The organism is Aeromicrobium sp. MLTX1 (assembly GCF_046452335.1).
Lineage (GTDB): Bacteria > Actinomycetota > Actinomycetes > Propionibacteriales > Nocardioidaceae > Aeromicrobium.
In genome coordinates this window covers 95,208-121,059 of sequence record NZ_JBKFDN010000003.1, presented here as the reverse complement: position 1 = coordinate 121,059, position 25,852 = coordinate 95,208, and the positions used below count along the sequence as shown (strand labels likewise).

Sequence of the window (25,852 nt, the reverse complement as noted above, 5' to 3'; positions counted from 1 at the left end):
TGCAGGTCCGGTAGAACTGTGCGCGTGGTGAAGAAGGCAGTGATCCTGTTCGTGGTGGGCTTCGGGCTCTACTACCTGTTCAGCACGCCTGAGGACGCCGCGTCGGCCGTTCGGGGGGCCTTCGACGCCGCCATCAGCGCATTCGGACAGGTCGGAGTGTTCGTCGCCGAGCTCTTCTAGGCCGGCGCCATGACCGAGCGTCCGGCGATCGAGACCGCGCCCCCTCCGGTGGCGGCGCGGTTCTGGGGACGCCTGCGCGAGCCGTTCCCCGACCCCGAGCACCACGTCGCGCTCAACAAGCGCCTCAATCCGCGCAGCGGCGAGCGCGTCCTGCAGATCGTGCCCAAGCACGTGGCCGTGTACTGGCCGCTGCCCGCGTCGATGCTGGCGTCCGCGGGCTGCCTGCTCGTCCTGCTGTTCCACTGGAACTCCGGCCCGGCGCAGGTGCTGTGGCTGCTGTCCCTCGTCGTCGTCGTAGCGGCCGCGGTGCGGGCCTACGTCGAGTGGCGGGACGTCTTCGTCGTCACGAACTGGCGGGTCGTCCGGCTCAGCGGCGTCCTGACCGCGCGCGTGGCCACGATGCCCATCAACCGCATCCTCGACATGACCATGACGCGTCCGCTGCTGGGACGCGTGTTCGGGTACGGGCACTTCGTGTTCGAGTCGGCGGCCCAGGAGCAGGGCCTGCGCGAGATCAAGTTCGTGCCCGACATCCTCGCGGTCGATCGCGAGATCAACAACGCCGTGAACAAGGAGAACCGCCGGCGCGAGCGTCTGCTGTCGGCCTCGCGCGACCAGCGGCTCGACGTCGGCCCCGACGGGGACGAGCGCACCGAGCCGATCCGCGGTCTGTGAGCCGTCTTCCTAGACTGTCATCATGAGCTTCTCGCAGCCCGGCGCGTTCGACCTGTCCTCCCTGGCCCAGCCCCGTCCCGCCGCCGGCGGTGGTGCGCCCGCGCCCGAGGGTGCCGTCTACGTCATCGACGTCACCGAGGCCGACTTCCAGCAGGTGGTCGACTCCTCGATGCAGCACCTCGTCGTGCTGTCGGTGTGGTCGCCGCGCTCGCCGCAGAGCGTGGAGTTCAACGAGGTCCTCGCGCAGGCCACCGCGGCCTACGGGGGAGCGCTGCAGCTGGCGAAGGTCGACGCCGACACCAACCCGGGCATCGCCCAGGCGCTGCAGGTGCAGGCCGTGCCGTTCGTGGTCGGACTCGTCCAGGGCCGTCCCGTCCCGCTGTTCCAGGGCACGGTCGACGCCAGCGAGGTGAAGCGGTTCTTCGACGAGCTCGTGCGCCTCGCCCAGCAGAACGGCCTCAACGGTCGTGCCCAGCCGTCGGGTGGTGCGGAGGTCGCGGCCCCGGAGGAGCCCGAGGACGACCCGCGCTTCGCCGCCGCCGACGAGGCCTACGCCCGCGGCGACTTCGCCGCCGCCGTGGCCGAGTACGAGACCCTGCTCGCGCAGTCCCCGGCCGACGCCGAGGTGGCCGAGCGGCTCGCCGCGACCAAGCTCTACGCGCGGGTCGACGGCGCCGACCTCCAGGCGGCCCGCCGTGCCGCTGCCGACGCGCCCGACGACATCGACGCCCAGCTGCTCGTGGCCGACCTCGACGTCACCGGCGGCCACGTCGAGGACGCCTTCCTGCGCCTCATCGATCTCGTGAAGCGCACGTCGGAGGACGACCGCGAGCGTGTGCGCCAGCACCTGCTCGACCTGTTCACCGTGGTCGGCCTGGCCGACCCGCGCGTCGCGCAGGCCCGCCGCTCCCTCGCCGCCGCCCTCTTCTGAGGCGCGTGGTTTCGATACGCGGCTCGTTCCTCGCCTGCTACTCAACCACCGGGACCCCCGGTGATCGAGTGACGGCGAGCGCAGCGAGACGTCGTATCGAGATCACCTGACCTCGAGAGCCACCCGCGGGTCAGCGGGACTGGTCGCGCACCGGGTCGGGCTGGCGCGGGGCCTCGCGGTAGGCCGGGAGTGGGGAGTCGGCCAGCGACTCGAGCAGCTCGGTGGTGGCCAGCGTCGCCCGCTCGCGCACGAGATCGAGGTCGCACCAGTGCACGGCGGCAATCTCGGTGCGCTGGAGCACCATCTGCTCGATCAGCTCGGCGTCGACGACCCCGAGGTCGAACACGAAGAGGCAGGCGTCGTCCCAGCGGCTCCACGGCGGCAGCCAGTTCATCGTCACGAGGCCGTTGACCTCGACGGTGATGCCGAGCTCCTCCTCGAGCTCGCGGACCAGGCCGGTGGCCGGGCTCTCGCCCACCTCGACCACGCCGCCGGGCAGGTCCCACTCGCGCTTGTAGGTCAGCTCGCACAGCAGGACCCGCCCGTCGCGGTCGCGCAGGACGCCCTGCCCGATGACGCGCTTGCGGGGCAGGCCCGCGTTGAGGATGGCGACGAACCCCTCGCGGCTGAAGGCCGGCGGGTCGTCGACGATGCGGCCCAGGAGGACGAGGTCCTCGGCGTCGCCGGGGGAGCGGGCGATGCCCTCGCGGCGCAGGCCGGCGATCGACGCGGCACGCAGGCCGAGCGGGTCGTCGGCGGGCACCCGCGCCTCGATCCGGGTCCAGCCCAGCTGTTCGAACGCGTACTCCACGGCGATGCGCAGGGCGCGGCTGGCGACCATCGCGCCGGGACCGGAGGAGAAGTTCCACCGCATCGATCCGAGCCGGCGGCCGGCCTTGCCGTGCGCGTGCTGCAGCGCCACGGTGCCGATGCGGTCACCGCCGTAGACCACCGCGAAGCCGTGCAGGTCGTCCGCGCCCGACGTGGGCTCGAGGACGAGGTCGTCGTCGCGCAGGGAGGAGGTGGGCTCGGCGGGCTCGGTCACGTGGCCGAGGCTACCGGCCGCCGTGATGGAATCGGGCCCATGACCGATCCGCGGATCCGCCCCGCCACCGCCGCCGACGTGCCCGCCATGGTGCGTCTCGTCCACGACCTCGCCGCGTACGAGCGCGCCCCGGAGCAGTGCGTCCTCACCGACGAGATGCTCCACGAGCGGCTGTTCGGCGCGCAGCCCGCGCTGTACGCGCACGTCGCCGAGGTGGACGGCGCGGTCGTCGGCACCGCGATCTGGTTCCTCAACTTCTCCACGTGGGACGGCGTCCACGGCATCCACCTCGAGGACCTCTACGTCGACCCGGCACAGCGGGGGAGCGGCCTGGGCAAGGCGCTGCTGACCGAGCTCGCCGAGGTGTGCGTGGAGCGCGGCTACAGCCGGTTGCAGTGGCAGGTGCTGGACTGGAACACCCCGTCGATCGAGTTCTACCGCTCGCTCGGCGCGATCGACCTCGAGGAGTGGCGCACCTACCGGCTGTCGGGGGAGGCGCTGCAGGCCGTCGGGTCGGCGTCCTGACGCTGTCCTATGCTCGGGCGCAACCCACACAGGAGGCACTGACATGGCCGAATTCGTCCGACTCGAGGTGACCGACGGCGTCGGCACGATCCGCCTCGACCGGCCCAAGATGAACGCACTCGACGCGCAGGTCCAGACCGAGCTGCTGGAGGCGGCCCGCGAGGCCGACCGCCGCGACGACGTCGCCGCGGTCGTCGTGTGGGGCGGCGAGCGCGTCTTCGCCGCGGGCGCGGACGTCAAGGAGATGGCCGCCATGGGCTACCAGGAGATGTTCCGCCACGGACACCTCCTGCAGGACTTCACCCGGGCGATCGCCGCGATCGGCAAGCCCACCGTCTCGGCCATCACGGGCTTCGCGCTCGGCGGCGGCCTCGAGCTCGCCCTCGCCACCGACCTGCGCTTCTGCGCCGACGACGCGAAGCTGGGCCAGCCCGAGATCCTGCTCGGCATCATCCCCGGTGCCGGCGGCACCCAGCGCCTCGCGCGCCTGATCGGTCCGTCGAAGGCCAAGGACCTCATCTACACGGGACGGTTCGTCGGGGCCGACGAGGCGCTCACGCTGGGCCTGGTCGACGAGGTGCTGCCCGCGGCGCAGGTGTACGAGCGCGCTGTCGCGTGGGCGTCGCAGTTCGTCGGGGGACCGGCGATCGCGCTGCGCACCGCCAAGGACGTCGTCGACCGCGGTCTCGAGGTCGACCTGCAGACCGGCCTGGAGATCGAGCGCGCCGGCTTCAGCGGCCTGTTCGCCACCGACGACCAGACGAACGGCATGCGGTCGTTCGTCGAGAACGGCCCGGGCCAGGCGACGTTCACCGGCAGGTGACCCACGCCACTCCCGCTCGGATGGGCCCACTGGTTACCTTTCGGTAACCTGTCCACAGGAAGGGTCGCCTCACTCGCGAATGGCTTCGCGTGGCAAGGTGGACCCGATAACTCGCGGGTGATCAACCGTCGCTCGCGCCCCGAATTCACAGGAGGGTCCTCGTGACCAAGATCGTTGTCGCTGTGAAGTACGTGCCGGACGCCACGGCGGACCGCACGTTCGAAGCGGATAACACTGTCGATCGTGAGAACGTCGACGGGCTTCTGTCCGAGCTCGACGAGTACGCGGTCGAGCAGGCGCTGCAGGTCGTCGAGGCCGGCGACGGCGAGGTGACCGTGCTGACGGTCGGTCCCGCCGACGCCTCCGACGCGGTCCGCAAGGCCCTGCAGATGGGCGCCGACGCCGGCGTGCACGTCGAGGACGACGCCATCGCGGGCTCCGACGCCTTCGCCACGTCGCTCGTGCTGGCCAAGGCCATCGAGAAGCTCGACTACGACCTGGTGTTCTTCGGCATGGGCTCCACCGACGCCGGCATGGGCGTCGTGCCCACGCTGGTCGCCGAGCGTCTGGGCCTGCCGGCCATCACGTTCGCCTCGGAGATCTCGGTCGACGGCGAGACGGTCAAGATCCGTCGCGACGGCGATGCCGCCACGCAGGAGATCGAGGCCACGGGCAAGCTCGTCGTCTCGGTCACCGACCAGACGGGCGAGGCCCGCTACCCGTCCTTCAAGGGCATCATGGCCGCGAAGAAGAAGCCGGTCGAGGAGTGGACGCTCGCCGACCTGGGCGTCGACGCGGCCGAGGTCGGCCTCGACAACGCCTGGACCAAGGTCGAGTCCACGACCCCCCGTCCGCCGCGCACCGCCGGCGAGATCGTCACCGACGAGGGAGACGGCGGCACCAAGCTCGTCGAGTTCCTCGCGTCCAAGAAGTTCGTGTGAGTAGGAGCCTGAATCAATGAGTGAAGTTCTCGTTCTGATCGACGCCCCGCAGGGCAAGGTCACGAAGCCCTCGCTGGAGCTCCTGACGATCGCCCGGCGCATCGGCGAGGCCTCGGCCGTCGTCTTCGGCGACGCCGACACCTCGGTCCTGGCCGAGTACGGCGCGGAGAAGATCTACACGTACGCCGACAGCGCCTACGCCGAGTACCTCGTGGCCCCCAAGGCCGAGGCCCTCGCCGCCCTGGTCGCCTCGACGTCGCCCGCGGCCGTGCTGGTCCCGTCGACCTCGGAGGGCAAGGAGATCGCGGCTCGCGTCGCGCTCAAGTCCGAGGCCGGCCTGATCACCGACGCCATCGACGTCGCCGTCGACGGTGGCTCGATCACCACCACGCAGGCGGCCTTCGCCGGCAACTTCACCGTTGCCGCGCAGGTCACCAAGGGCGCCCCGGTCATCGCCGTCAAGCCGAACTCGGCCGCTCCGGAGGCCGCTGCCGGCGCCGGCGCCGTCGAGGCCGTGTCCTTCGACATCCCCGAGTCCGCCAAGCAGGTCAAGATCGTGTCGTCGGAGGCGCGTGTCTCCACCGGCCGTCCCGAGCTGACCGAGGCCGCGATCGTGGTCTCGGGTGGCCGTGGCACCGGTGGCGACTTCTCCGAGGTCGAGGCCCTGGCCGACGCCCTCGGTGCCGCCGTCGGCGCCTCGCGCGCCGCCGTGGACTCGGGCTGGAAGCCGCACACGTTCCAGGTCGGCCAGACCGGCAAGACCGTGTCGCCGCAGCTGTACGTCGCCAACGGCATCTCCGGTGCGATCCAGCACCGCGCCGGCATGCAGACGTCCAAGACGATCGTCGCGGTCAACAAGGACGAGGAGGCGCCGATCTTCGAGCTCGTCGACTTCGGCGTCGTGGGCGACCTCAAGACGGTCCTGCCGCAGGCGACCGAGGAGATCACCAAGCGCAAGGGCTGATCGGCCCTCGCCCGACGGCCCCGCTCCCTCCCGGGAGCGGGGCCGTCGTCGTGCTCGCGGATGGCCCGATCGTGCCAACGGGAGTGGTTCTTTCGTTTGGTTGCAGTTCGATGAAGTACGCGGTCGGGAGTGGGCTGGGGCACCCCCGAGGTGATACCTATGAAGCACGCGTACACATGCACGTTCACCGACGTACGCCTTCACAGGAGGAAATACATGCGAACTCGGCGTTCAGCCCTCGCAGGTGTCGCCCTCGCCGCAGTCGCCAGCCTGACCCTGGCGGCCTGCTCGAGCGGCGGCGATGACGACAACGGCGGTTCGGAGTCCACCGACGCGGTCATCACCGCCTACGGCACCGAGCCCCAGAACCCGCTGATCACGACCAACACCAACGAGGTCGGCGGCGGCAACATCATCGACCTGATCTACGCGGGTCTGGTGTCGTACAAGGCTGACGGCTCCCAGGAGCTCGAGGTCGCCGAGTCGATCGAGTCCGAGGACAACAAGGTCTGGACGATCAAGCTCAAGGACTGGAACTTCACCGACGGCACCCCGGTCACCGCCGAGTCCTTCGTGAAGGCGTGGAACTTCGGCGCCGCCGCCGAGAACGCCCAGCTGCAGAGCTACTTCTACTACCCCATCGAGGGCACCGACGACGAGGGCGTCATCCTCGACAAGGGCACCGAGATGAGCGGCCTGAAGGTCGTCGACGAGAAGACCTTCGAGGTCACGCTCAAGAACCCCGAGGCGCTGTTCCCGCTGCGTCTGGGCTACTCGGCGTACTTCCCGCTGCCCGAGGCCGCGTTCGAGGACATGGACGCCTTCGGCAAGGCCCCCGTCGGCAACGGCCCCTACAAGCTCGACAAGTGGGAGAACAACGTCGAGGCCGTCATGACGCCGAACGACGAGTACAAGGGCAACCGCGAGGCCAAGAACGGCGGCGTGACCTTCAAGTTCTACACGAACCCGGACTCGGCCTACTCCGACGTCCAGGCGGGCAACCTCGACGTGCTCGACCAGGCTCCGCCGAGCGCCCTGACGACCTTCAAGACCGACGACTCGGTCCAGGCGTTCGAGGCGGCCGGCTCGGTCAACGGCACGGTCACGATCCCCGAGTCGCTCGACCACTTCTCCGGTGAGGAGGGCAACCTGCGTCGCCAGGCCATCAGCCGCGCGATCAACCGCAAGGAGATCACGGACAAGATCTTCGACGGCACCCGTTCGCCCTCGAAGGACTTCAGCTCCGAGCTGATGCCCGAGTTCACCGCGGACATCCCCGGCTCCGAGGTCCTGGAGTTCGACGCCGACGAGGCCAAGAAGCTCTGGGCGGACGCCGACGCGATCGCCCCGTTCGAGGGCAAGTTCGTCGTCGCGTACAACGGCGACGGCCCGGGCAACAAGGAGTGGGTCGAGGCCCTCACCAACCAGCTCAAGAACAACCTCGGCATCGACGCCGAGCCCAAGGCGTACGCCACGTTCGCCGAGCTGCGCACCAAGGTCACCGATCGCACGATCGGCACCGCGTTCCGTACCGGCTGGCAGCCCGACTACCCGTCGGTCTACAACTACCTCGGCCCGGTCTTCGGCACGGGCGCCGGCTCGAACGACGGCGACTACTCCAACAAGGAGTTCGACAAGCTCCTGTCCGACGCGCTGAGCGCCGAGGGTGACGAGATGGCCAAGCTGCTCGCGCAGGCCCAGGAGATCCTGTTCAAGGATCTGCCGGCCATCCCGCTCTGGAACACCAACGTCGCGGCTGTCGCGGCGCAGGGTGTCGAGAACGTGGAGTTCAACTGGCAGAACAAGCCGGAATACCAGAACATCACCAAGTGATGCTCGCGTGAGGTGGGGCGGCACCGACCCGGTGCCGCCCCACACTCATGACCGAACGCACCCCGTGCCCGCGCTCGATCCGTGGGCACGCGGGTACGCTTAATCGACGCACGGGACGACCCTCGTGCCCCGGAGGTAGCAAACAATGTGGTGGTACATCGGCCGGCGAATCCTGCAGGCCATCCCCGTGCTGCTCGGGTCCACGTTCCTGATCTACGCCATGGTCTTCGCCATGCCGGGAGATCCGATCGTGGCTCTGTTCGGCGAGAAGCCCGTCTCGGAAGCGGTCCGCTCCCAGATCGAGCAGCAGTACAACCTCGACAAGCCGTTCCTGGTGCAGTGGCTGCTGTTCCTGGGCAACGCGGCTCAGGGTGACCTCGGCGTCTCCTTCTCGGGACGCCCCGTCAGCGAGCTGCTCGCCGAGACGATCCCGGTCACCTTCAAGCTCGCGCTGATGGCGCTGGTCATCGAGGGCGTGCTCGGCATCGCGGCCGGCTTCTACGCCGGCCTCAAGCGTGGCAAGCTGTTCGACTCCACGATGCTCGTGGCCTCGCTGCTCGTCATCGCCGTCCCGATCTTCGTCTTCGGCTTCACGATGCAGCTGATCTTCGGCGTGAAGCTCGGCTGGGCACCCGTCACGGTGGGCGGCGACGCCAGCTGGGACCGATTGATCATCCCGGCCTTCGTGCTGGGTCTGGTGTCCTTCGCCTACGTCCTGCGCCTCACCCGCACCTCCGTGGTGGAGAACCTCACGGCCGACCACGTGCGCACCGCCCGCGCCAAGGGCCTCACCGACGGCCAGGTCAACCGCCGTCACGTCCTGCGCAACTCGCTCATCCCCGTCGTCACCTACCTCGGCGCCGATCTCGGCACGCTGATGGCCGGCGCGATCGTGACGGAGGGCATCTTCAACATCCCGGGCCTGGGCAACCTGGCCTTCCGCGCCATCCAGCAGAAGGAGGGCCCCACGATCGTCTCGGTCGTGACGGTGATGGTCCTCATCTACGTCGTCATGAGCCTCATCGTCGACCTTCTGTACGCCTGGCTCGACCCGAGGATCCGCTATGCCTGAGTTCCCCACCGACATCCCCCCGAAGGCCCTCCCGGGCCAGGAGCGCTTCGTCGCCGCCGTCGAGCTGACCCCGCTCGCCGAGACGGGCTCGTTCGACGACAGCCGCAGCCCCGAGAGCCAGTGGAAGGAGGCGTGGAAGCGCCTCCGCAAGAACTGGATCTTCTGGGTCTCGGTCTTCATCCTGACGATCGTCACGATCGTCGTGCTGTTCCCGCAGCTGTTCACCGACGTCGACCCGACTCGCGCCGACCTGAGCCGCAGCCTCGAGGGCCCGAGCGAGGGTCACATCGCCGGCTTCGACAAGCAGGGCTACGACGTCTTCGCCCGCACGATCTACGGCGCGCGCGCCTCGGTGCTGGTCGGCGTGCTGTGCACCATCGTGGTGACCGTGCCGGGCGTGCTCTTCGGCGCGATGGCCGGCTTCTTCGGCGGCTGGTCCGACACGATCATCTCCCGCGTCGCCGACGTCTTCTTCGCGATCCCGCTGCTGCTGGGCGCGCTGGTCGGTCTGTCGATCATCAACAACCTGTGGCCCGACCGCGGCTACTGGGGCTTCATCCTCACGGTGGTGTTCGCCCTCGCGGCGTTCGGCTGGCCACAGGTGCTGCGCATCTCGCGTGGTGCCGTGCTGGAGGTCAAGAACCTCGAGTTCGTCGATGCCGCCCGCGCGATCGGCAAGACGCGCCGGGCGAACCTGTGGGGCCACGTGGTGCCGAACTCCCTGGCGCCGGTGATCGTGCTGGCGACCGTGTCGCTGGGCGTCTACATCGTGGCCGAGGCGACGCTGTCGTTCCTGGGCTTGGGCCTGCCGACCAGCATCGTCTCGTGGGGCAACGACATCTCCGCGGCCCAGAACCAGGTGCGCTCCGGTGAGCGCCTCGGCGTCATGTTCTGGCCCGCCTCGGCGCTGGCACTGACCTCGCTGGGATTCATCCTGCTGGGCGACGCCGTGAGCGACGCCCTCGATCCGAAGTCGAGGAACCGCGCATGACGAAGCCGCTGCTGGAGGTCATCGACCTCAATGTCGCGTTCCGCCAGGGCAAGGAGGTCATCCCGGCCGTCCGTGGCGCGAACCTCACCGTCTACCCGGGCCAGACCGTCGCCATCGTGGGCGAGTCCGGATCGGGCAAGTCCACGACGGCGCACGCCATCATCGACCTGCTGCCCGGCACGGGCCACGTCACCGGCGGCTCGATCCTGTTCGACGGCAACGACGTCGCGAAGGCGAACAAGAAGGACATCCTGGCGCTGCGCGGCTCGCGCATCGGCCTGGTGCCGCAGGACCCGATGAGCAACCTGAACCCGCTCGTCAAGGTCGGCAAGCAGATCGCCGAGGTCCTCGTGGCCAACGACGTGGTCAAGGGCGCCGACGTCGAGCGTCGTGTCATCGAACTGCTCGAGGAGGCGGGCCTGCCCGACGCCGAGCAGCGCGCCAAGCAGTACCCGCACGAGTTCAGCGGCGGCATGCGCCAGCGCGCGCTCATCGCGATGGGCCTGGCCGCGCGGCCGAAGCTGCTCATCGCGGACGAGCCCACCAGCGCGCTCGACGTGACCGTTCAGAAGCAGATCCTGGACCATCTCGACCAGCTGACCGCCGATCTGGGCACCGCCGTGCTGCTGATCACCCACGACCTCGGCCTGGCCGCCGAGCGCGCCGACCACCTGGTCGTCATGTACAAGGGCCAGGTCGTCGAGTCGGGTCCCGCCCTGGAGATCCTCCAGGAGCCGCAGCACCCGTACTCCAAGCGCCTCATCTCCAGCGCCCCGTCGCTGGCCTCGCAGCGTCTGCTGTCCCAGCAGCGCGCCGAGGTCCGCGAGCACGCGCAGGAGGTCGCCGAGGAGCTCGCGGAGGAGGTCGCCCAGGCCGAGCCCGAGTTCGGCTCGGGCACCGACATCGTGCTGGAGGCCAAGAGCCTCACGAAGGTCTTCAACATCCCCGGCTCGGCCCCGTGGCGCAAGAACGACTTCGTCGCCGTCGACGACGTGTCGTTCCAGCTGCGTCGCGGCACCACCACGGCGATCGTGGGCGAGTCCGGCTCGGGCAAGTCCACCGTCGCGCGGATGGTGCTCGACCTGCTCGAGCCCACGAGCGGCTCGGTGGAGTTCGACGGCGTCGACATCTCCACCCTGCGCACCAAGAAGCAGCAGCTGGCCCTGCGGCGGCAGATGCAGCCGGTGTTCCAGAACCCCTACGCCTCGCTGGATCCGCAGTACACGATCTTCCGGGCGATCGAGGAGCCGCTGCTCACGCACGACATCGGCACGAAGGCCGAGCGCGAGGCGCGGGTCCGCGACCTGCTCCAGAAGGTCTCGCTGCCCTGGACGGTCGCGCGCCGGTTCCCCAACGAGCTGTCCGGTGGTCAGCGCCAGCGCGTGGCCATCGCGCGAGCCCTGGCCCTGCAGCCCGAGGTGGTCATCCTCGACGAGGCCGTCAGCGCGCTCGACGTGCTGGTCCAGGCGCAGATCCTGTCGCTGCTGGCCGACCTGCAGGCCGAGCTGGGCCTGTCGTACCTGTTCATCACCCACGACCTCGCCGTCGTGCGCCAGATCGCCGACGACGTGCTGGTGATGGAGAAGGGCAAGCTCGTCGAGCACGCCTCGGTCGACGAGGTCTACAGCAACCCCCAGCAGGCGTACACGCGCCGACTGCTCGACGCGATCCCCGGCGGATCGATCGAGCTCTCGCGCTGAGCTGAGCACCGCGGCTGAGGGCGGGTCGTCCCACGGGACGTCCCGCCCTTCGTCGTTCCCGGTCAGCCGGCGAGACGCTGGCCGATCGTGGGGATCAGGATCGGCAGGTTGACCCCCAGGTGCAGAAGCATGCAGGCGGACAGGTTGCGCGTGATGGCGTACAGGACGTAGATCGCGACCGTCCCGGCGCCGGCGGTCCAGAGCCACGGCAGGCCGAAGAAGGCCACGTGGGGCGCCACGAACAGCGGCACCGTGAGCGCGAAGGCGATCGTGCGCCCTCCGGTCAGCTCGCTGAGCCGCTCGATCGGATAGCCGCGGCACAGGATCTCCTCGAAGACCGCGGCCGAGACGATGAGGGCCAGGACGACGGCGACCGGCTGCGCCGTGAGGGTCGCCGTGCCGTCGTCGGCGGGTGGCGGCCAGAGGGTGAGGACGACCCACTGCCACGTCATGGCGATCCCGAACAGGTACATCGCCCACTCGAGGTCCTTGGCCCGCGGGCGCGAGATGCCGAGGGAGGCCAGTGGGCGTCGCTCGACGACCAGGACGTGGGCGAGCAGGGCGGTGACGGCCAGCGCGTTCCAGACGATGGACGAGGCGGGCCCGTCGGGGCCTGGCGAGAGGCCGGCCGCGCGGCCCAGCGGGGGCAGCCACATCGGGACGTAGGCGATCGCCAGCCCGACTCCCACGACCAGCCAGGGCAGTGGACCCGGGGCCCGGGTGGGCGAGGAGGGCATCTGATCATTCATAGAGCAGCCACTCTAGAGTGTTTGCTCTATTCGTGCCCTAGAGTGCGGACGTGCCTCGATCCGTGGACCCCCAGCGTCATGGCGCGCGTCGTGCCGTCATCGTCGCCGCCGCGGCGGCCCAGTTCGCCGAGCTCGGCTACGACCGTGCGACGACGGCCGGGATCTGCCGGGCCGCCGGCGTCTCGTCCGGCACGTTCTTCCATTACTTCCCCAGCAAGCTCGACGTCCTGGTGGCGGTCCTGACGACCGAGCTCGAGAGTCTGCGCGAGTCGCTGGAGCAGGTGACCCGCGAGGCGTCGGGGCTGGAGGCGGTCTTGGCCCATGCCGCGAGGATCGAGGCGGAGATGGCCGACGACTCGTACGTCACGTTCGTGAACGGCCTGCTGGGCGTGGTCGGGGAGCCCGAGGTCGCCGCGGCGCTCGCCGCCGAGAGCGAGATGGTCGAGCAGTTCCTCGCCGAGCACCTGGGGCGCGGCCGCCGTGGCGGTGACGTGCGCGAGGATGTGGAGCTGGCGGACCTGGTGACATGGGTGGGCTGGCTCGTGGGCGGGGCGTCCCAGGGAGCCCTCCAGCCGACGGGTTCGGCGTCGCCGCTGGCTGCGGCGATCCTGGCGCTCGTCGCGACACGCCCGGGAGTGGTCGAACCGGATTGACTGATTCGAACAGGTGTTCGATCATGGAAGGGTGAGCTCCGCCGTCCCCACCGCCACCCTGGTCGATGACCTGCGGGCCAAGATCGGCCGGATGCAGGGACGTCCGTCGGTGCTCTCGATGGCCACGCATCCCGCGCTCAGCGGCCTGCTCGCGCTGCAGCCCGGTGGCAGCTACGCGGTCGACTCCACCAGCCTGGCGCTGCTGCTCATGGCGGGCCCGTCGCGCGACGGCGCCTGGTCGGCGATCGTCGGCAGCGACCGGGTGGGCTTCGAGGCCGCCGCCGCGATGGGGGTCGACCTCGACCGCACGGTCTGGGTGCCCGACGCGGGCGCCGACCCGGCCTCGGTGCTGGGCGCGCTGGTCGACGCGGTGGGCGTGGTCATGGTCGACCGGGTCAGCCTGCCCGAGCGCGAGGTCGCGCGGCTGCGGGCCCGGCTGCACCGGCGGCAGGGCGTGCTGGTGGCCGTGGGGGACTGGCCACGGGTCGACGCCCGGCTGCGCCTGAGCGACGCGGTCTGGGCGGGTCCGCAGGACGGCCACGGCCACCTCGTCGCACGCCAGGTCACGGTCGAGGTCGAGCGCGGCGGTCGCGTCGCGGGCTCGCGTCGTCTGTGGCTGCCCAGCCGTGATGCGCGGGTGGCTCCCGTGGGCGTGTCCGTCGCCGCCGGTCGTGGCGCGATGGAGCAGGTGGCGGGCTGATGCGCACGATGGTGGTGTGGGTGCCCGACTGGCCCGCGCTGGTCCAGCTGGCCGACCACGTCGAGGCCGCCCGTGGGGGCGCGGCCGAGCCGTCCGACGCGCTGGCCGTCCTGGAGAAGGGCGTCGTGCTGGCCTGCACCCCGGCCGCCCGGGCGCAGGGGGTCCGGCGCGGGATGCGGCGCCGCGACGCGCAGTCGCGCTGTCCCGACCTCGTGGTGAGCGACCACCGTCCCGAGGCCGACGCGAAGGCCTTCGAGCAGGTCGTCACCACGCTCGAGGAGCTCAGCCCCGGAGTGGCGCCGCTGCGCCCCGGACTGTGCGCGCTCACCGTCCCCGACCGGTACTACGGCGGCGAGCCCGAGGCCGTCGCGGTGATGGCCGAGGCGCTCGTGGGCCTGGGCGTGTGGGACGTGCGCTTCGGCATCGCCGACGGGGTCTTCGTCGCCGAGCTGGCCGCCCGCCAGGCCCCGGCCCAGGACAGCGTGATCGTGGCGGCCGGCGGGAACGTCGACTTCCTGCGCGACCTGCCCGTCGAGGTGCTCGACGTGCCCGACCCGGCCGGCACGTCCGCGCCCGGCCTCGACCTCGTCACGGTGCTGCGGCGGCTGGGGATCCGTCGCGTGGGGGAGTTCGCGGCGCTGGCCGGGTCCGACGTGCTCGCCCGGTTCGGCGCCCACGGTGCGCTGCTGCACCGGTGGGCGCGCGGCGAGGAGGTCCGTCAGATCTCGCGGCGCACCCCGCCGGCCGAGCTGACGGCGTCGGTGGCCTTCGAGCCGCCGCTCGAGCGCGCCGACGCGGTGGTGTTCAGCGCCCGCCAGACCGTGGAGGACTTCGTCCGGCGGCTCGACCGGGCGGGCCTGGTGTGCGCCACGCTGCGGATCGAGGTCGACGCCGAGGTCGCGGGGGAGCCGCGGGTCTCGAGCCGGCTGTGGCGCCACCCGCGCTGGTTCGGCTCGGGCGACGTGCTCGACCGGCTGCGCTGGCAGCTGTCCGCCGACCCGCCCGGTGGGCCCGTGGCGGCGGTGCGGTGCGTCCCGGTCGAGGTCGAGCCCCTCGGCGAGCACGCCGAGAGCCTGTTCGGCGGCGGTCCCGACGACCAGGTCGAGCGGTCGGTGGCGCGCGTGCAGGCGCTCGTCGGGCCCGAGGGGGTCCGCTCGGTGGGGGTGCAGGGCGGTCGTGGCCCGTCCGACCGTCGGCTCTCCGCCGCGTGGGGCGAGCGTCCCGTCGTGCAGCGCCCGCTCGACCGGCCCTGGCCCGGCAGCGTGCCGGCGCCCGCGCCCGCCACGGTGTTCGCCGAGCCGGCGCCCGCCCAGGTCGTGGGGGCCGAGGGGATGCCGGTCAGCGTCAGCGGACGGGGCGGACTCTCGGGGCAGCCGGCCCGCTTCCGGGCCGGCGCCGACCTGGCCTGGCAGCCCGTCGCGGCGTGGGCCGGTCCGTGGCCCGTGGACGAGCACTGGTGGGACGAGGCCTCCGCCCGTCGCGTCGCCCGCTTCCAGGTGGTCGGCGTCGACGGCAGCGCCTGGCTCATGGTCGTCGAGAACGGCCGCTGGTGGACCGAGGCCCGCTATGACTGAGCCGGCGGCGGCCGGTGCCATCGGTGATCGAGTGACGCCGAGCTTGCGAGGCGTGGGGGCACCTCCCGCTTGCGGGGGAGTATCGAGATCACGGGAAGGCCGGGTGGTTTCGATACGCGGCTCCTTCGTCGCCTGCTACTCAACCACCGGGCTCGGCTCGGCGGAGGACCGCTGATGGGCTGGAACAACCCCGACATCTCGTGGCGTGAGCTGGAGGCGCGGCTCTCGGGGCGGTGGCGCGATCCCGCGCAGCCGCTGCCCGACGGCGGCGACGGGCCGGCGTTCTCGCGCAAGCGCGGCGCCTACGAGGCCGCCGAGCTGCCCGAGGCGCCCGGCGCGGTCGTGCCCTACGCCGAGCTGCACTGCCACAGCAACCACAGCTTCCTCGACGGCGCGAGCCACCCCGAGGAGCTCGTGCGCGAGGCGAAGGCGCTGGGCCTGTCGGCGCTCGCCCTGACCGACCACGACGGCTTCAGCGGCGCCGCCCGGTTCGCCGAAGCGGCCCAGCTGCACGGGCTCCGCACCGTCTACGGCGCCGAGCTGTCGCTGGGCCTGTCCGGCCCGCAGAACGGCGTCCCCGACCCCGAGGGCGACCACCTGCTCGTGCTGGCCCGCGGCGTCGAGGGCTACCACGCGCTGGCCGCGGCGATCACCGAGGCGAACCTCGCCGGCACCCAGAAGGGCCAGCCGGTCTACGACCTGCGCGAGCTCGCCGAGCGCGGCCGCGACCGGTGGGTCGTGCTCACCGGCTGCCGCAAGGGCTGGGCGCGCCGCGAGGGGATCGCGGGCCTGCGCCGCCTGGTCGACCTCTTCGGCGCCGAGCACGTCGTGGTCGAGCTGACCGACCACGGGGGTCCCGGCGACGGTCCCGCCAACGACGCGCTCGCCGGCTGGGCCGCCGACCTCGGCCTGCCCACCGTCGCGACCGGCAACGTCCACGCGGCCCGTCCCGCCGACGCCCGCCTGGCCCAGGCGTTCGCCGCCGTGCGGGCGCGCCGCAGCCTCGCCGAGCTCGACGGCTGGCTCGCGCCGCCGCCGTTCCTGCGCTCGGGCGCCGAGATGGCCCAGCGGTTCGCCCGCTGGCCGGGGTCGGTGGCCCGCTCGGTCGAGATCGCCGACGCCTGCGCCTTCGACCTGCGCAAGGCCTCGCCGCGGCTGCCCAAGCAGGAGGTCCCCGAGGGCCACACGCCGATGAGCTGGCTGCGCGAGCTCGTGCGCCGGGGCGCCGACCGGCTCTACGCCGACATGCGCGACGAGGCCGAGCAGCGGCTCCAGCGCGAGCTCGCCGTCATCGAGGACAAGGACTTCGCCGGCTACTTCCTCATCGTCCACGACATCGTCGCGTTCGCCCGAGGCCGCGGCATCCTGTGCCAGGGTCGCGGCTCGGCCGCGAACTCGGCGGTCTGCTACGCCCTCGAGATCACCGCGGTCGACTCGATCACCTACGGCCTGCCGTTCGAGCGCTTCCTGTCGGCCACCCGCGACGAGGAGCCCGACATCGACGTGGACTTCGACTCCGAGCGGCGCGAGGAGGTGATCCAGTGGGTCTACGAGAAGTACGGCCGCCGCAACGCCGCCCAGGTCTGCAACGTCATCAGCTACCGCCCGAAGTCGGCGGTGCGCGACATGGCCAAGGCGCTCGGCTACTCCGTCGGCCAGCAGGACGCGTGGAGCAAGCGCATCGACTCGTGGTCCTCGATCCGCACCGACGTCCCCGAGGCCGAGGCGATCCCCGAGCCGGTCGTGCGACTGGCCGAGCAGGCGATGAAGTCGCCGCGGCACCTGGGCATCCACTCCGGCGGCATGGTGCTCACCGAGCGCCCCGTCGGCGAGGTCGTGCCGATCGAGCGCGCCCGCATGGAGAACCGCACCGTGCTGCAGTGGGACAAGGACGACTGCGCCTACATGGGCCTGGTCAAGTTCGACCTGCTCGGACTGGGCATGCTCGGCGCGATCCAGCACACCTTCGACATCGTCGAGGAGCGCGTCGGTGAGCGCTGGACCCTGGCCACGATGCCCAAGGAGGAGCAGGGCGTCTACGACATGCTGTGCCGCGCCGACTCGATCGGCGTGTTCCAGGTCGAGAGCCGCGCCCAGGTCGGCACGCTGCCGCGGCTGCGGCCGCGCCGGTTCTACGAGCTCGTCATCGAGATCGCGCTGATCCGTCCCGGACCCATCCAGGGCGGCGCCGTGCATCCCTACATCCGGCGCAAGCTCGACGAGGAGCCGATCACCTACCCGCACCCCGTGCTCGAGCCGGTGCTGGAGCGCACGCTGGGGGTCCCGCTGTTCCAGGAGCAGCTCATGCAGATCGCGATGGTCCTCGGTGGCTGCACGGGCGACGAGGCCGACCTGCTGCGCCGGGCGATGGGCTCCAAGCGCGGCGTCGAGAAGATCGACAGGCTGCGCGACCAGCTCTACCGGGGGATGGCCGACAAGGGCATCACGGGCGACCTCGCCGACGACATCTACGGCCGGATCCAGGCGTTCGCGAACTTCGGGTTCGCCGAGAGCCACGCGATCAGCTTCGCGCTGCTGGTCTACGCCAGCAGCTGGCTCAAGCTGCACCACCCGGCGGCGTTCCTGGCCGGGCTGCTGCGGGCGCAGCCGATGGGCTTCTACTCGCCGCAGTCGCTCGTGGCCGACGCGCGGCGCCATGGTGTGGAGGTCCGCCGGCCCGACATCGTGCGGTCGGGCGTCCACGCCGACCTCGAGCCGATCGGCGACCGCACGGGCCCCTCGGGTCGCGCGTCCTGCGCGCAGGCCCAGCAGCCGCCGGTGGGGGAGTTCGACGCCGCGGCGCCTCCCGACCACGCCGACCATCGCCGCGACGGCCACCACGCCGTGCGGCTGGGGCTGACCTCGGTGCAGGGGATCGGCACGGCCGACGCCGAGCGGATCGTGGCGGCGCGGGCGGAGCGGCCGTTCACCGACATGGCCGACGTCGTGCGCCGCTGCGGCCTCACTCGCGCGCAGCAGGAGCAGCTGGCCACCGCGGGCGCCTTCGACGACTTCGGCCTGACCCGCCGCCAGGCGATCTGGAACGCGGGCTACACCGACGGCCAGGACCGGCTGCCCGGCACGGCGATCGTCGCACCGCCGCCGATGCTGCCGGGGATGAGCGACGTCGAGCTGACCCTGGCCGACCTCGAGTCCACGAAGATCTCGCCGAGCGAGCACCCGTTCGAGCACCTGCGTCCGATGCTGGAGGAGCAGGGGATCCTCGCCGTCGGGGGACTGCTCCACCACGAGCCCGACCGGCGGGTGCGGGTGGCGGGCCTCATCACCCATCGCCAGCGGCCGTACACCGCCGGAGGCGTCACCTTCCTCAACCTCGAGGACGAGACCGGGATGCTCAACGTGGTCGTGTTCGACGCCGTCTGGCAGCGGCACCGCACGGTGGCGCGCTCCAGTGCCGCCGTGGTGATCCGGGGCCGGCTCGAGCACCAGCAGGGCGCGGTCAACCTCGTCGCCGAGACCCTCGAGCGCCTCATCGACCCCGCGGTCCCGCGCGGTCACCGCTCGCGCGACTACCGCTGACGGGGAACCGGTCCATCGCGCGACACCGGAGGGTCCGGGGGATCGCCTACGGTCGGTCCATGGAGATCCGCAGACTGACCGAGGCCGACCGCGACGCGCTCATCGCCGTGAGGCTGCCGGCGTTCGGGTCGGGCCGGCTGCCGAACGACCGCGTCGAGCACCCGGCGTACGAGCGCTGGGGCCTGTTCGTCGACGGACAGCTCGCGGCCACGGCCTCGCGCAAGCCCTACGCCTCGTGGTTCGGCGGTCGCGAGGTGCCCACGTGCGGCATCGGCGGCGTCGCGATCGCGCCCGAGTTCCGCGGCCGCGGCCTGCTCCGCCCGCTGATCGAGCGCCTGCACGAGTCGGCGCGCTCGCAGGGCGACGTCATCGGCACGCTGTTCGCCAGCTCGCCCGGCATTTACCGGAGCCTCGGCTACCGCACCGTTGGCGCGATGGACACGATCGAGGTCCCGGCGACATCGCTCCACCGCTTCGAGCGCACGCGCGAGCTGCGGCGTGCGACGGCCGACGACCTGCCCACGCTCAAGCGCCTGTACGCCGAGTGGGCGCGGCAGCAGGACGGCCCGCTCACACGCGAGTCCGCGGAGTTCGACGACGACGCCTGGCTGCACGACGCCACCGGCGTGACGCTCGCCCTCGACGAGGACGGCACGGCGGTCGCCTACGCCGCGTGGAACCGGTCGCCGGGGGAGGGCGAGGGTGCGCACGTCGAGGTCGAGGACATGGTCTGGGCCGACGACGCCGCGCGCGACTCACTCTTCTGGATGCTCGGCACGTTCTCCTCGGTGGTGCCGGCCGTCCGCTTCGACACGTCCGGCACCGAGCTGACCGACGTGCTCACCGAGCACCGCGTCCTGGAGCACCGCCCCTACGACCTCGCGGTGCTCCAGCCCGAGTCCTTCGAGCCGCCGAGCGCCGTGATCATCCGCGACTACTTCTAAGACGGGTCGCACTTAGTGTTGACATGACCTTAACCACCCCTTAGTGTCGCGGTGACCCTAAGGAGGTGCGTGATGGAGCAGCGGATCGAGCTGGCCGTGTCGACCGTGATCTTCGCGCTGCGCCCGCACCCCACCACCGGCTGCGACACCCTCTGGCTGCCGCTGGTCCGCCGCATCCGCGAGCCGTTCCTGGGGCAGTGGGCGCTGCCCGGAGGTCCGCTCGAGCCCGCGCAGGACCTCGACACCTCCGCGCGCGGCACCCTGATGCGCACCACCGGACTCGAGCCGGCCCACCTCGAGCAGCTCTACAGCTTCGGCGGCATCGACCGCTCGCCCGACCGCGTCGTCTCGATCGTCTACTGGGCGCTCGTGCGCCCCGACGAGGACGCCCGCGCGATCGACGGTGCGAACGTCGAGTGGTTCGTCGCCGACGAGGTGCCACGGCTGGCCTTCGACCACAACCTCATCGTCGGGTACGCCCTCAGCCGGCTGCGCGCCAAGATCACCTACTCCGACATCGCGCACGCGTTCACGGGCGAGGAGTTCACGATCGCCCAGCTGCGCGAGGTGCACGAGGCCGTCCGCCAGGTACGCCTCGACCCCGCCAACTTCCGACGCCAGACCCTCGCGCACCCGCGCATCGTCGCCACGGGCCGTCACGTCACCGGCACCAGCCACCGACCCCCGGCCCTCTACCGACTGGAGACAGCATGACCCTCTCGATCAACGACCTCATCGTGTCGGCGCCGGGCAGCAGCTGCGACGCCGACCTGGCGAAGCAGCCGTGGGAGTTCGACCGGATGCCCGGCTACGGCCCGGGAGCCTCCGAGACCGACGTCATCCCGGCTCCGGTCACGCGTCCCGGTCAGCTGCCCGCGGCGTACCAGCGGATGGACGAGGCCGAGCTGCACGCGCGGATCCGCGCCGCCAAGGCCACGCTCGGCGACCGCCTCGTGATCCTCGGGCACTTCTACCAGCGTGACGAGGTCGTCCAGTACGCCGACTTCGTGGGCGACTCGTTCCAGCTGGCCAATGCCGCGCTGACCCGACCCGACGCCGAGGCCATCGTCTTCTGCGGCGTGCACTTCATGGCCGAGACCGCCGACATCCTGGCGCGTCCCGAGCAGCGGGTCATCCTGCCCAACCTCGCCGCGGGCTGCTCGATGGCCGACATGGCCGACGAGGACTCGGTCGAGGCCGCCTGGGAGGCGCTGACGGAGTTCTACGGCGACGACGACACCGTGCCGGTCACGTACATGAACTCCTCAGCCGCGCTCAAGGCGTTCTGCGGCCGCAACGGCGGCATCGTCTGCACGTCCTCGAACGCCTCCACCGTGCTGGAATGGGCGTTCGAGCAGGGCCGCCGGGTGCTGTTCTTCCCCGACCAGCACCTGGGGCGCAACACCGGCAAGGCCATGGGCGTGCCGCTGGAGCAGATGCCGATGATCAACCCCCGCCGCCCCGACCTCGGCGTCGAGGCCGACGTGCTGCGCGACGCCCGCGTGCTGCTGTGGCCGGGCTTCTGCTCGGTGCACAAGCGGTTCACCGTGGCCCAGATCGAGCAGGCTCGCGCCCAGTACCCGGACGTCCGCGTCATCGTGCACCCCGAGAGCCCCATGGCCGTGGTCGACGCGGCCGACGCGGCGGGCTCCACCGACGCGATCAAGAAGTTCGTGGCGGCCGCGCCGCCCGGTGCGGTCATCGCGATCGGCACCGAGATCAACCTGGTCAATCGGCTCGCCGCCGAGAACCCCGACAGGACGATCTTCTGCCTCGACCCGGTCGTGTGCCCGTGCTCGACGATGTACCGGATCCACCCCGGCTACCTCGCGTGGGTCCTCGACGGCCTCGTCGACGGCGAGGTCCGCAACGAGATCGTCGTGGACGACCACGTCGCCGTCCACGCCAAGGTCGCCCTCGAGCGGATGCTCGCGGCCCTGCCGAAGGCCGACTGATGGTGCACGTCGTCGTGGTGGGCAGCGGCGTCGCGGGACTCACCACGGCCCTCGACCTCGTCTCCCGTCCCGGCGTCGAGGTCACGCTCGTCGCGAAGGCCCGGCTCGACCAGTCCAACACCGCGGTCGCCCAGGGCGGCATCGCCGTGGTGACCTCGCCCGACGACTCCGTCGCCTCGCACGTCGCCGACACTCTCGCGGCGGGGGCGGGCCTGTGCGCCGAGGACGCGGTCGAGGTGCTGTGCGCCCACGGCCCGTCAGCGGTCGCCACGCTGATCCGGCGCGGCGTGCCGTTCGACCGCGTGGGCGGGCGCATCGCGCTCGGCCTCGAGGCGGCGCACTCGCACCAGCGGATCCTGCACTCAGGCGGCGACGCCACGGGCGCGGCGATCGCCACGGCGCTCCTCACGAGCCTGGCCACCAGCGCGATCACGGTCCGCGAGAACACCACGCTCGTCGACGTCGTCGTCCGGGCCGGTCGTGCCCGCGGCGTGCGCCTGCTCGACGGCGAGGAGCTCGCGGCCGACGCCGTCGTGCTCGCCACCGGCGGCGCGGGCCAGCTCTTCCCGTGCACCACGAACCCGGCGGTCGCCACCGCCGACGGCGTGGCCATCGCGCTGCGCGCCGGCGCCGTGGTCGCCGACCTCGAGTTCGTCCAGTTCCACCCCACGTCGCTGGCCACGCCGGGCAACCACCTGGTGTCCGAGGCGGTGCGCGGCGAGGGCGCCGTCCTCGTCGACGAGAACGGCCACCGGTTCATGACCGACCTGCACCCCGACGCCGAGCTCGCGCCGCGCGACGTCGTGGCGCGCGGCATCGCCGAGCGGATGCGCGCCCAGGGCGGCGCACCCGTGCGGCTCGACGCCACGGCCCTGGGAGCGCGCTTCCTCGCCGAGCGCTTCCCGACGATCGACGCCGTCGTCCGCGGTCAGGGACTCGACTGGTCCCGCGACCCCATCGCCGTCACGCCCGCCGCGCACTACGCAATGGGCGGCGTCCGCACCGACCTCTCGGGCCGCACCAGCGTGCCCGGCCTCTACGCCGTCGGCGAGGTCGCCTGCACCGGCCTGCACGGTGCCAACCGGCTCGCGTCGAACTCGCTGCTCGAGGGCGCCGTCTACGGCACCCGGGTGGCCGAGGCGATCCTCAGTCGCCCGTCCGGCACGCAGGCCGACCTCGACGCCACGTGGGCCGCGCCGATCGAGCTCGACGCGTGCGCGGGGAACGAGGCGTTCGGACGCTCCGACCTCCAGCAGCTGATGTGGGACGCCGCGGGCCTGGCGCGCGACCGGGCCGGCCTCGAGGAGGCGGCGACCGTGCTGGCCGGCTGGGCGCCGCCCGCGCCGATCGACGCGAAGTCCGCCGAGGACGCCAACCTGTGGTGGGTCGCGCGTGCCGTGGTGGCCAGCGCGCTCGCCCGCGAGGAGTCGCGGGGCGGGCACTTCCGCCGCGACTTCCCCGAGGCCGGACCGGACCCGGTGCGGCACTCCACGCTGACGGCGGTGCGCCATGCTTGAGCGTCGTCAGATCGTCAGGGTGGTCGAGATGGCCCTCGACGAGGACGCGCCCCACGGCGACCTCACGTCCGAGGTCTTCGTGCCACGCGAGGCCGTCGCCACCGCCGACCTGGTCGCGCGAGAGCCCGGCGTGTTCTCCGGCGCCGAGGTCGTCGAGGTCGCGTTCACCGCCCTCGACCCCGCCGTCGAGGTCGAGGTCCTGGTCGCCGACGGCCACCGGTTCGCCGCCGGCGAGAAGCTGGCCACGATCCGCGGCAACGCCCGCGCCGTGCTGCGCGGCGAGCGCATCGCCCTCAACCTCGTCCAGCGGATGTGCGGCATCGCCACGCTGACGGCGGCCTACGTGGAGGCGGCCGGCCCGACCGTGCGCGTCGCCGACACCCGCAAGACGACGCCGGGGCTGCGCGCGCTCGAGCGCCACGCCGTGCGCTGCGGCGGCGGGCACAACCACCGGTTCAGCCTGTCGGACGCCGTGATGGCCAAGGACAACCACCTCGCGCTCGTCGACGACATCACGGCTGCCATCCGGTCGGCGCGCGAGCAGCTGCCGCACACCACTCACCTCGAGGTGGAGGTCGACCGGCTCGACCAGGTCGAGCCGGTGCTGGCCGGGGGTGTCGACACGATCATGCTCGACAACTTCGGCCTCGACGACCTGCGCGCGGGCGTCGAGCTGGTCGCCGGGCGCGCGCTCGTCGAGGCGTCCGGGGGAGTGGACCTCACGACCATCGGGGCGATCGCCGCCACGGGCGTCGACGTCGTCAGCGTGGGCGCGCTGACCCACTCGGTCCGCAACCTCGACCTCGGCCTGGACGTGCGGCTCTCGTGATCTACCTCGACCACGCCGCCACCTCGCCCGTCCGGCGCGAGGTGCTCGAGGCGATGTGGCCGTACCTCACGCGCGACTTCGGCAACCCCGCCAGTCACCACGAGCCGGGAGCGATCGCGCGGCAGGCGCTCGACGAGGCCCGGCGCCGCGTCGCCGCCCTCCTGGGAGCCCGCGCTGGCGAGGTCACGTTCTGCAGCGGCGGCACCGAGTCGGACAACACGGCGATCAAGGGGATCGCGCTCGCGGAGCCGCGCGGACGCCACGTGATCGTGAGCGCGGTCGAGCACCCGGCGGTGATCGAGTCGGCCGAGTGGCTCGGACGCTTCGGCTTCGACGTCACGGTGCTGCCCGTGGACCGCGACGGCACGGTCGCGACGCAGGCCCTCGCCGACGCGCTGCGCGACGACACCACGCTCGTGAGCATCCAGCACGCGAACAACGAGGTCGGCACGATCCAGCCGATCGCCGCGCTCGCGGCCGTCGCGGCCGAGCGCGGCGTGCCCTTCCACACCGACGCGGTGCAGGCGGCGGGCTGGCTCGACCTCGACGTGAGCAGGTCGGGCGTCACTGCGTTGAGCCTGAGCGGCCACAAGCTCGGGACTCCCAAGGGCGTCGGAGTGCTGTGGGTCCATCGCCGGCAGCCGTGGGAGCCGCTCGTGCACGGCGGCGGGCAGCAGGACGGCCGTCGCTCGGGCACCGAGGACGTCGCCGGAGCCGTCGGCCTGGCCACGGCACTCGAGCTGGGTCACGGCGATCCGGTCGTCGTCGCCGACCGACGCGACCGGTTCGTCGCGCTGGTCGAGGAGCTCGTGCCCGGCGCCGAGCTCACGGGGTCCCGCACGCAGCGTCTTCCCGGGCACGCCTCGTTCGTGCTGACCCGCACACCGCGCAGCGGCGAGTCGATCCTCGTCGACCTCGACGCCCGCGGCATCGTGTCGTCGAGCGGGTCAGCCTGTGCCGCCGGCAGCGACGAGCCCAGCCACGTGCTCACCGCGATGGGGTACGGCCGCGAGACGGCGCAGACCGCCGTGCGGTTCACGTTCGACGACACGGTGGACGACGCGACCCTGGAGCAGGTCGCGCGCGAGCTCGCGCAGGTGACGAAGGGCTGAGTCAGCCCTGCGCGCGCTCGAGCGCCTTCGGCAGCAGCTCGGCCGCGGTGACGGCGGGCTCGCCCTCGCCGACGTGGTCGACGGTGACCACGACGGCGGTGACGTCGTCGGCGGCGGCGTACGCGCGCTCGGTGGTCTGCGGGCCCTCGGACGTCTCGGTGACGGTGCGGAAGCCGACCGCGCCGTCGGGCAGGCCCTCGATGCGGGTGAAGGTGCCGGTGGCGGCGCCGGGAGCCGAGCACGCGGTGACCGCGGTGTCGACCTGCTCGAGCGTGTGGTCGACCGTGGTCTGGTTCTGGGCGGGTCCCTGCAGCGAGGACCTCACCTGGTCGCCGTCGGCGAGGACGTAGAGCGCGCTGACGTCGTCGCTGTCGGTGATCGTGAGGTTGTACTCGCCGTCCATGTCGGCGCAGTTCGTCTTGGTGAGGATCGAGCGGTCGTCGGTGGTGACCTTCTCGACGTCGGGGAGGTCGTCACGCTGCAGCAGCGTGCTGGGCACGGCGTCGCCGTCCGTGCCGCCCTCGCCGCCGTTCTCGTCGTCGGCGCAGCCCGCCAGGAGGGCGGCACACGCGACGGCCCCGATCACCAGACGTCGCACC

24 protein-coding genes are annotated in these 25,852 nt (G+C 71.8%); 21 read left to right on the top strand and 3 right to left on the bottom strand.

The window, feature by feature from the left end; all coding sequences use genetic code 11:
• Positions 1-24 precede the first annotated feature (24 nt).
• The 3 genes from ACK99Q_RS16015 to ACK99Q_RS16005 are packed head-to-tail and all read left to right on the top strand — an operon-like array spanning position 25 to position 1,786.
• On the top strand, positions 25-180 hold the full coding sequence (locus ACK99Q_RS16015; RefSeq protein WP_179425488.1) for a hypothetical protein: 156 nt from the start codon (positions 25-27) through the stop codon (positions 178-180).
• A gap of 9 nt (positions 181-189) precedes the next feature.
• Positions 190-855 (top strand): PH domain-containing protein, encoded by a 666-nt coding sequence (locus ACK99Q_RS16010; RefSeq protein ID WP_410187116.1) that lies wholly within the window; start codon positions 190-192, stop codon positions 853-855.
• A 22-nt stretch (positions 856-877) separates the two neighbouring features.
• Positions 878-1,786 (top strand): co-chaperone YbbN, encoded by a 909-nt coding sequence (locus ACK99Q_RS16005; RefSeq protein WP_410187115.1) that lies wholly within the window; start codon positions 878-880, stop codon positions 1,784-1,786.
• A gap of 130 nt (positions 1,787-1,916) precedes the next feature.
• Here the strand turns inward: ACK99Q_RS16005 and ACK99Q_RS16000 are convergent, their stop codons facing one another.
• Complete coding sequence (locus ACK99Q_RS16000; protein WP_410187114.1) at positions 1,917-2,831, bottom strand: NUDIX hydrolase; 915 nt, start codon at positions 2,829-2,831, stop codon at positions 1,917-1,919.
• A 39-nt stretch (positions 2,832-2,870) separates the two neighbouring features.
• Between ACK99Q_RS16000 and ACK99Q_RS15995 the strand changes: the two genes are divergently transcribed.
• The 8 genes from ACK99Q_RS15995 to ACK99Q_RS15960 all read left to right on the top strand — a co-directional run bounded on the left by ACK99Q_RS15995 (position 2,871) and on the right by ACK99Q_RS15960 (position 11,680).
• Positions 2,871-3,356, top strand: coding sequence for an N-acetyltransferase family protein (locus tag ACK99Q_RS15995; protein ID WP_410187113.1), 486 nt, complete (start codon positions 2,871-2,873; stop codon positions 3,354-3,356).
• Positions 3,357-3,399: 43 nt separating this feature from the next.
• Entirely contained in the window at positions 3,400-4,179 is a 780-nt protein-coding gene (locus ACK99Q_RS15990) for an enoyl-CoA hydratase/isomerase family protein (RefSeq protein WP_410187112.1), read from the top strand.
• Positions 4,180-4,340: 161 nt separating this feature from the next.
• The gene (locus ACK99Q_RS15985) at positions 4,341-5,120 is read left to right on the top strand and encodes an electron transfer flavoprotein subunit beta/FixA family protein (RefSeq protein ID WP_269306191.1); all 780 of its coding nucleotides are present in this window, start codon (positions 4,341-4,343) and stop codon (positions 5,118-5,120) included.
• A gap of 16 nt (positions 5,121-5,136) precedes the next feature.
• Positions 5,137-6,084, top strand: coding sequence for an electron transfer flavoprotein subunit alpha/FixB family protein (locus tag ACK99Q_RS15980; RefSeq protein WP_410187111.1), 948 nt, complete (start codon positions 5,137-5,139; stop codon positions 6,082-6,084).
• Between the two features lie 216 nt (positions 6,085-6,300).
• Positions 6,301-7,917: an ABC transporter substrate-binding protein gene (locus ACK99Q_RS15975; protein WP_410187110.1), complete on the top strand. Its 1,617-nt coding sequence runs from the start codon at positions 6,301-6,303 to the stop codon at positions 7,915-7,917.
• Positions 7,918-8,062: 145 nt separating this feature from the next.
• Positions 8,063-8,989, top strand: coding sequence for an ABC transporter permease (locus tag ACK99Q_RS15970; RefSeq protein WP_179425476.1), 927 nt, complete (start codon positions 8,063-8,065; stop codon positions 8,987-8,989).
• Complete coding sequence (locus ACK99Q_RS15965) at positions 8,982-9,980, top strand: ABC transporter permease (protein WP_410187109.1); 999 nt, start codon at positions 8,982-8,984, stop codon at positions 9,978-9,980. Before ACK99Q_RS15970 ends, ACK99Q_RS15965 begins: the two co-directional genes overlap by 8 nt.
• Entirely contained in the window at positions 9,977-11,680 is a 1,704-nt protein-coding gene (locus ACK99Q_RS15960) for a dipeptide ABC transporter ATP-binding protein (protein ID WP_410187108.1), read from the top strand. The genes ACK99Q_RS15965 and ACK99Q_RS15960 overlap by 4 nt, the downstream gene beginning before the upstream one ends.
• Positions 11,681-11,742: 62 nt before the next feature.
• Here the strand turns inward: ACK99Q_RS15960 and ACK99Q_RS15955 are convergent, their stop codons facing one another.
• Complete coding sequence (locus ACK99Q_RS15955; RefSeq protein WP_410187107.1) at positions 11,743-12,417, bottom strand: CPBP family intramembrane glutamic endopeptidase; 675 nt, start codon at positions 12,415-12,417, stop codon at positions 11,743-11,745.
• Positions 12,418-12,479: 62 nt separating this feature from the next.
• On the opposite strand from ACK99Q_RS15955, the gene ACK99Q_RS15950 reads away from it, so the two are divergent.
• From ACK99Q_RS15950 to ACK99Q_RS15905, 10 genes are all read left to right on the top strand, one after another.
• Positions 12,480-13,082: a TetR/AcrR family transcriptional regulator gene (locus ACK99Q_RS15950; RefSeq protein WP_410187106.1), complete on the top strand. Its 603-nt coding sequence runs from the start codon at positions 12,480-12,482 to the stop codon at positions 13,080-13,082.
• Between the two features lie 31 nt (positions 13,083-13,113).
• A complete protein-coding gene (locus ACK99Q_RS15945) occupies positions 13,114-13,782 on the top strand; it encodes a hypothetical protein (RefSeq protein WP_410187105.1) in 669 nt (222 codons plus the stop codon).
• On the top strand, positions 13,782-15,356 hold the full coding sequence (locus ACK99Q_RS15940; protein ID WP_410187104.1) for a DNA polymerase Y family protein: 1,575 nt from the start codon (positions 13,782-13,784) through the stop codon (positions 15,354-15,356). Before ACK99Q_RS15945 ends, ACK99Q_RS15940 begins: the two co-directional genes overlap by 1 nt.
• A gap of 174 nt (positions 15,357-15,530) precedes the next feature.
• The gene (locus ACK99Q_RS15935) at positions 15,531-18,896 is read left to right on the top strand and encodes an error-prone DNA polymerase (RefSeq protein ID WP_410187103.1); all 3,366 of its coding nucleotides are present in this window, start codon (positions 15,531-15,533) and stop codon (positions 18,894-18,896) included.
• A 59-nt stretch (positions 18,897-18,955) separates the two neighbouring features.
• Positions 18,956-19,840: an enhanced intracellular survival protein Eis gene (locus tag ACK99Q_RS15930; RefSeq protein WP_410187102.1), complete on the top strand. Its 885-nt coding sequence runs from the start codon at positions 18,956-18,958 to the stop codon at positions 19,838-19,840.
• A gap of 72 nt (positions 19,841-19,912) precedes the next feature.
• Positions 19,913-20,554, top strand: coding sequence for an NUDIX hydrolase (locus ACK99Q_RS15925; RefSeq protein ID WP_410187101.1), 642 nt, complete (start codon positions 19,913-19,915; stop codon positions 20,552-20,554).
• A complete protein-coding gene (nadA, locus tag ACK99Q_RS15920) occupies positions 20,551-21,795 on the top strand; it encodes a quinolinate synthase NadA (protein ID WP_410187100.1) in 1,245 nt (414 codons plus the stop codon). The genes ACK99Q_RS15925 and nadA overlap by 4 nt, the downstream gene beginning before the upstream one ends.
• Entirely contained in the window at positions 21,795-23,312 is a 1,518-nt protein-coding gene (nadB, locus tag ACK99Q_RS15915) for an L-aspartate oxidase (RefSeq protein ID WP_410187099.1), read from the top strand. Before nadA ends, nadB begins: the two co-directional genes overlap by 1 nt.
• Positions 23,305-24,141, top strand: coding sequence for a carboxylating nicotinate-nucleotide diphosphorylase (nadC, locus tag ACK99Q_RS15910; RefSeq protein WP_410187098.1), 837 nt, complete (start codon positions 23,305-23,307; stop codon positions 24,139-24,141). Before nadB ends, nadC begins: the two co-directional genes overlap by 8 nt.
• Entirely contained in the window at positions 24,138-25,253 is a 1,116-nt protein-coding gene (locus tag ACK99Q_RS15905; protein ID WP_410187097.1) for a cysteine desulfurase family protein, read from the top strand. Before nadC ends, ACK99Q_RS15905 begins: the two co-directional genes overlap by 4 nt.
• Position 25,254: 1 nt before the next feature.
• On the opposite strand, the gene ACK99Q_RS15900 is transcribed toward ACK99Q_RS15905, so the two are convergent.
• Positions 25,255-25,851 carry a hypothetical protein gene (locus ACK99Q_RS15900; protein WP_410187096.1) on the bottom strand — a complete coding sequence of 199 codons (597 nt, stop codon included), beginning with the start codon at positions 25,849-25,851 and terminating at the stop codon, positions 25,255-25,257.
• Between the last annotated feature and the right edge of the window lies 1 nt (position 25,852).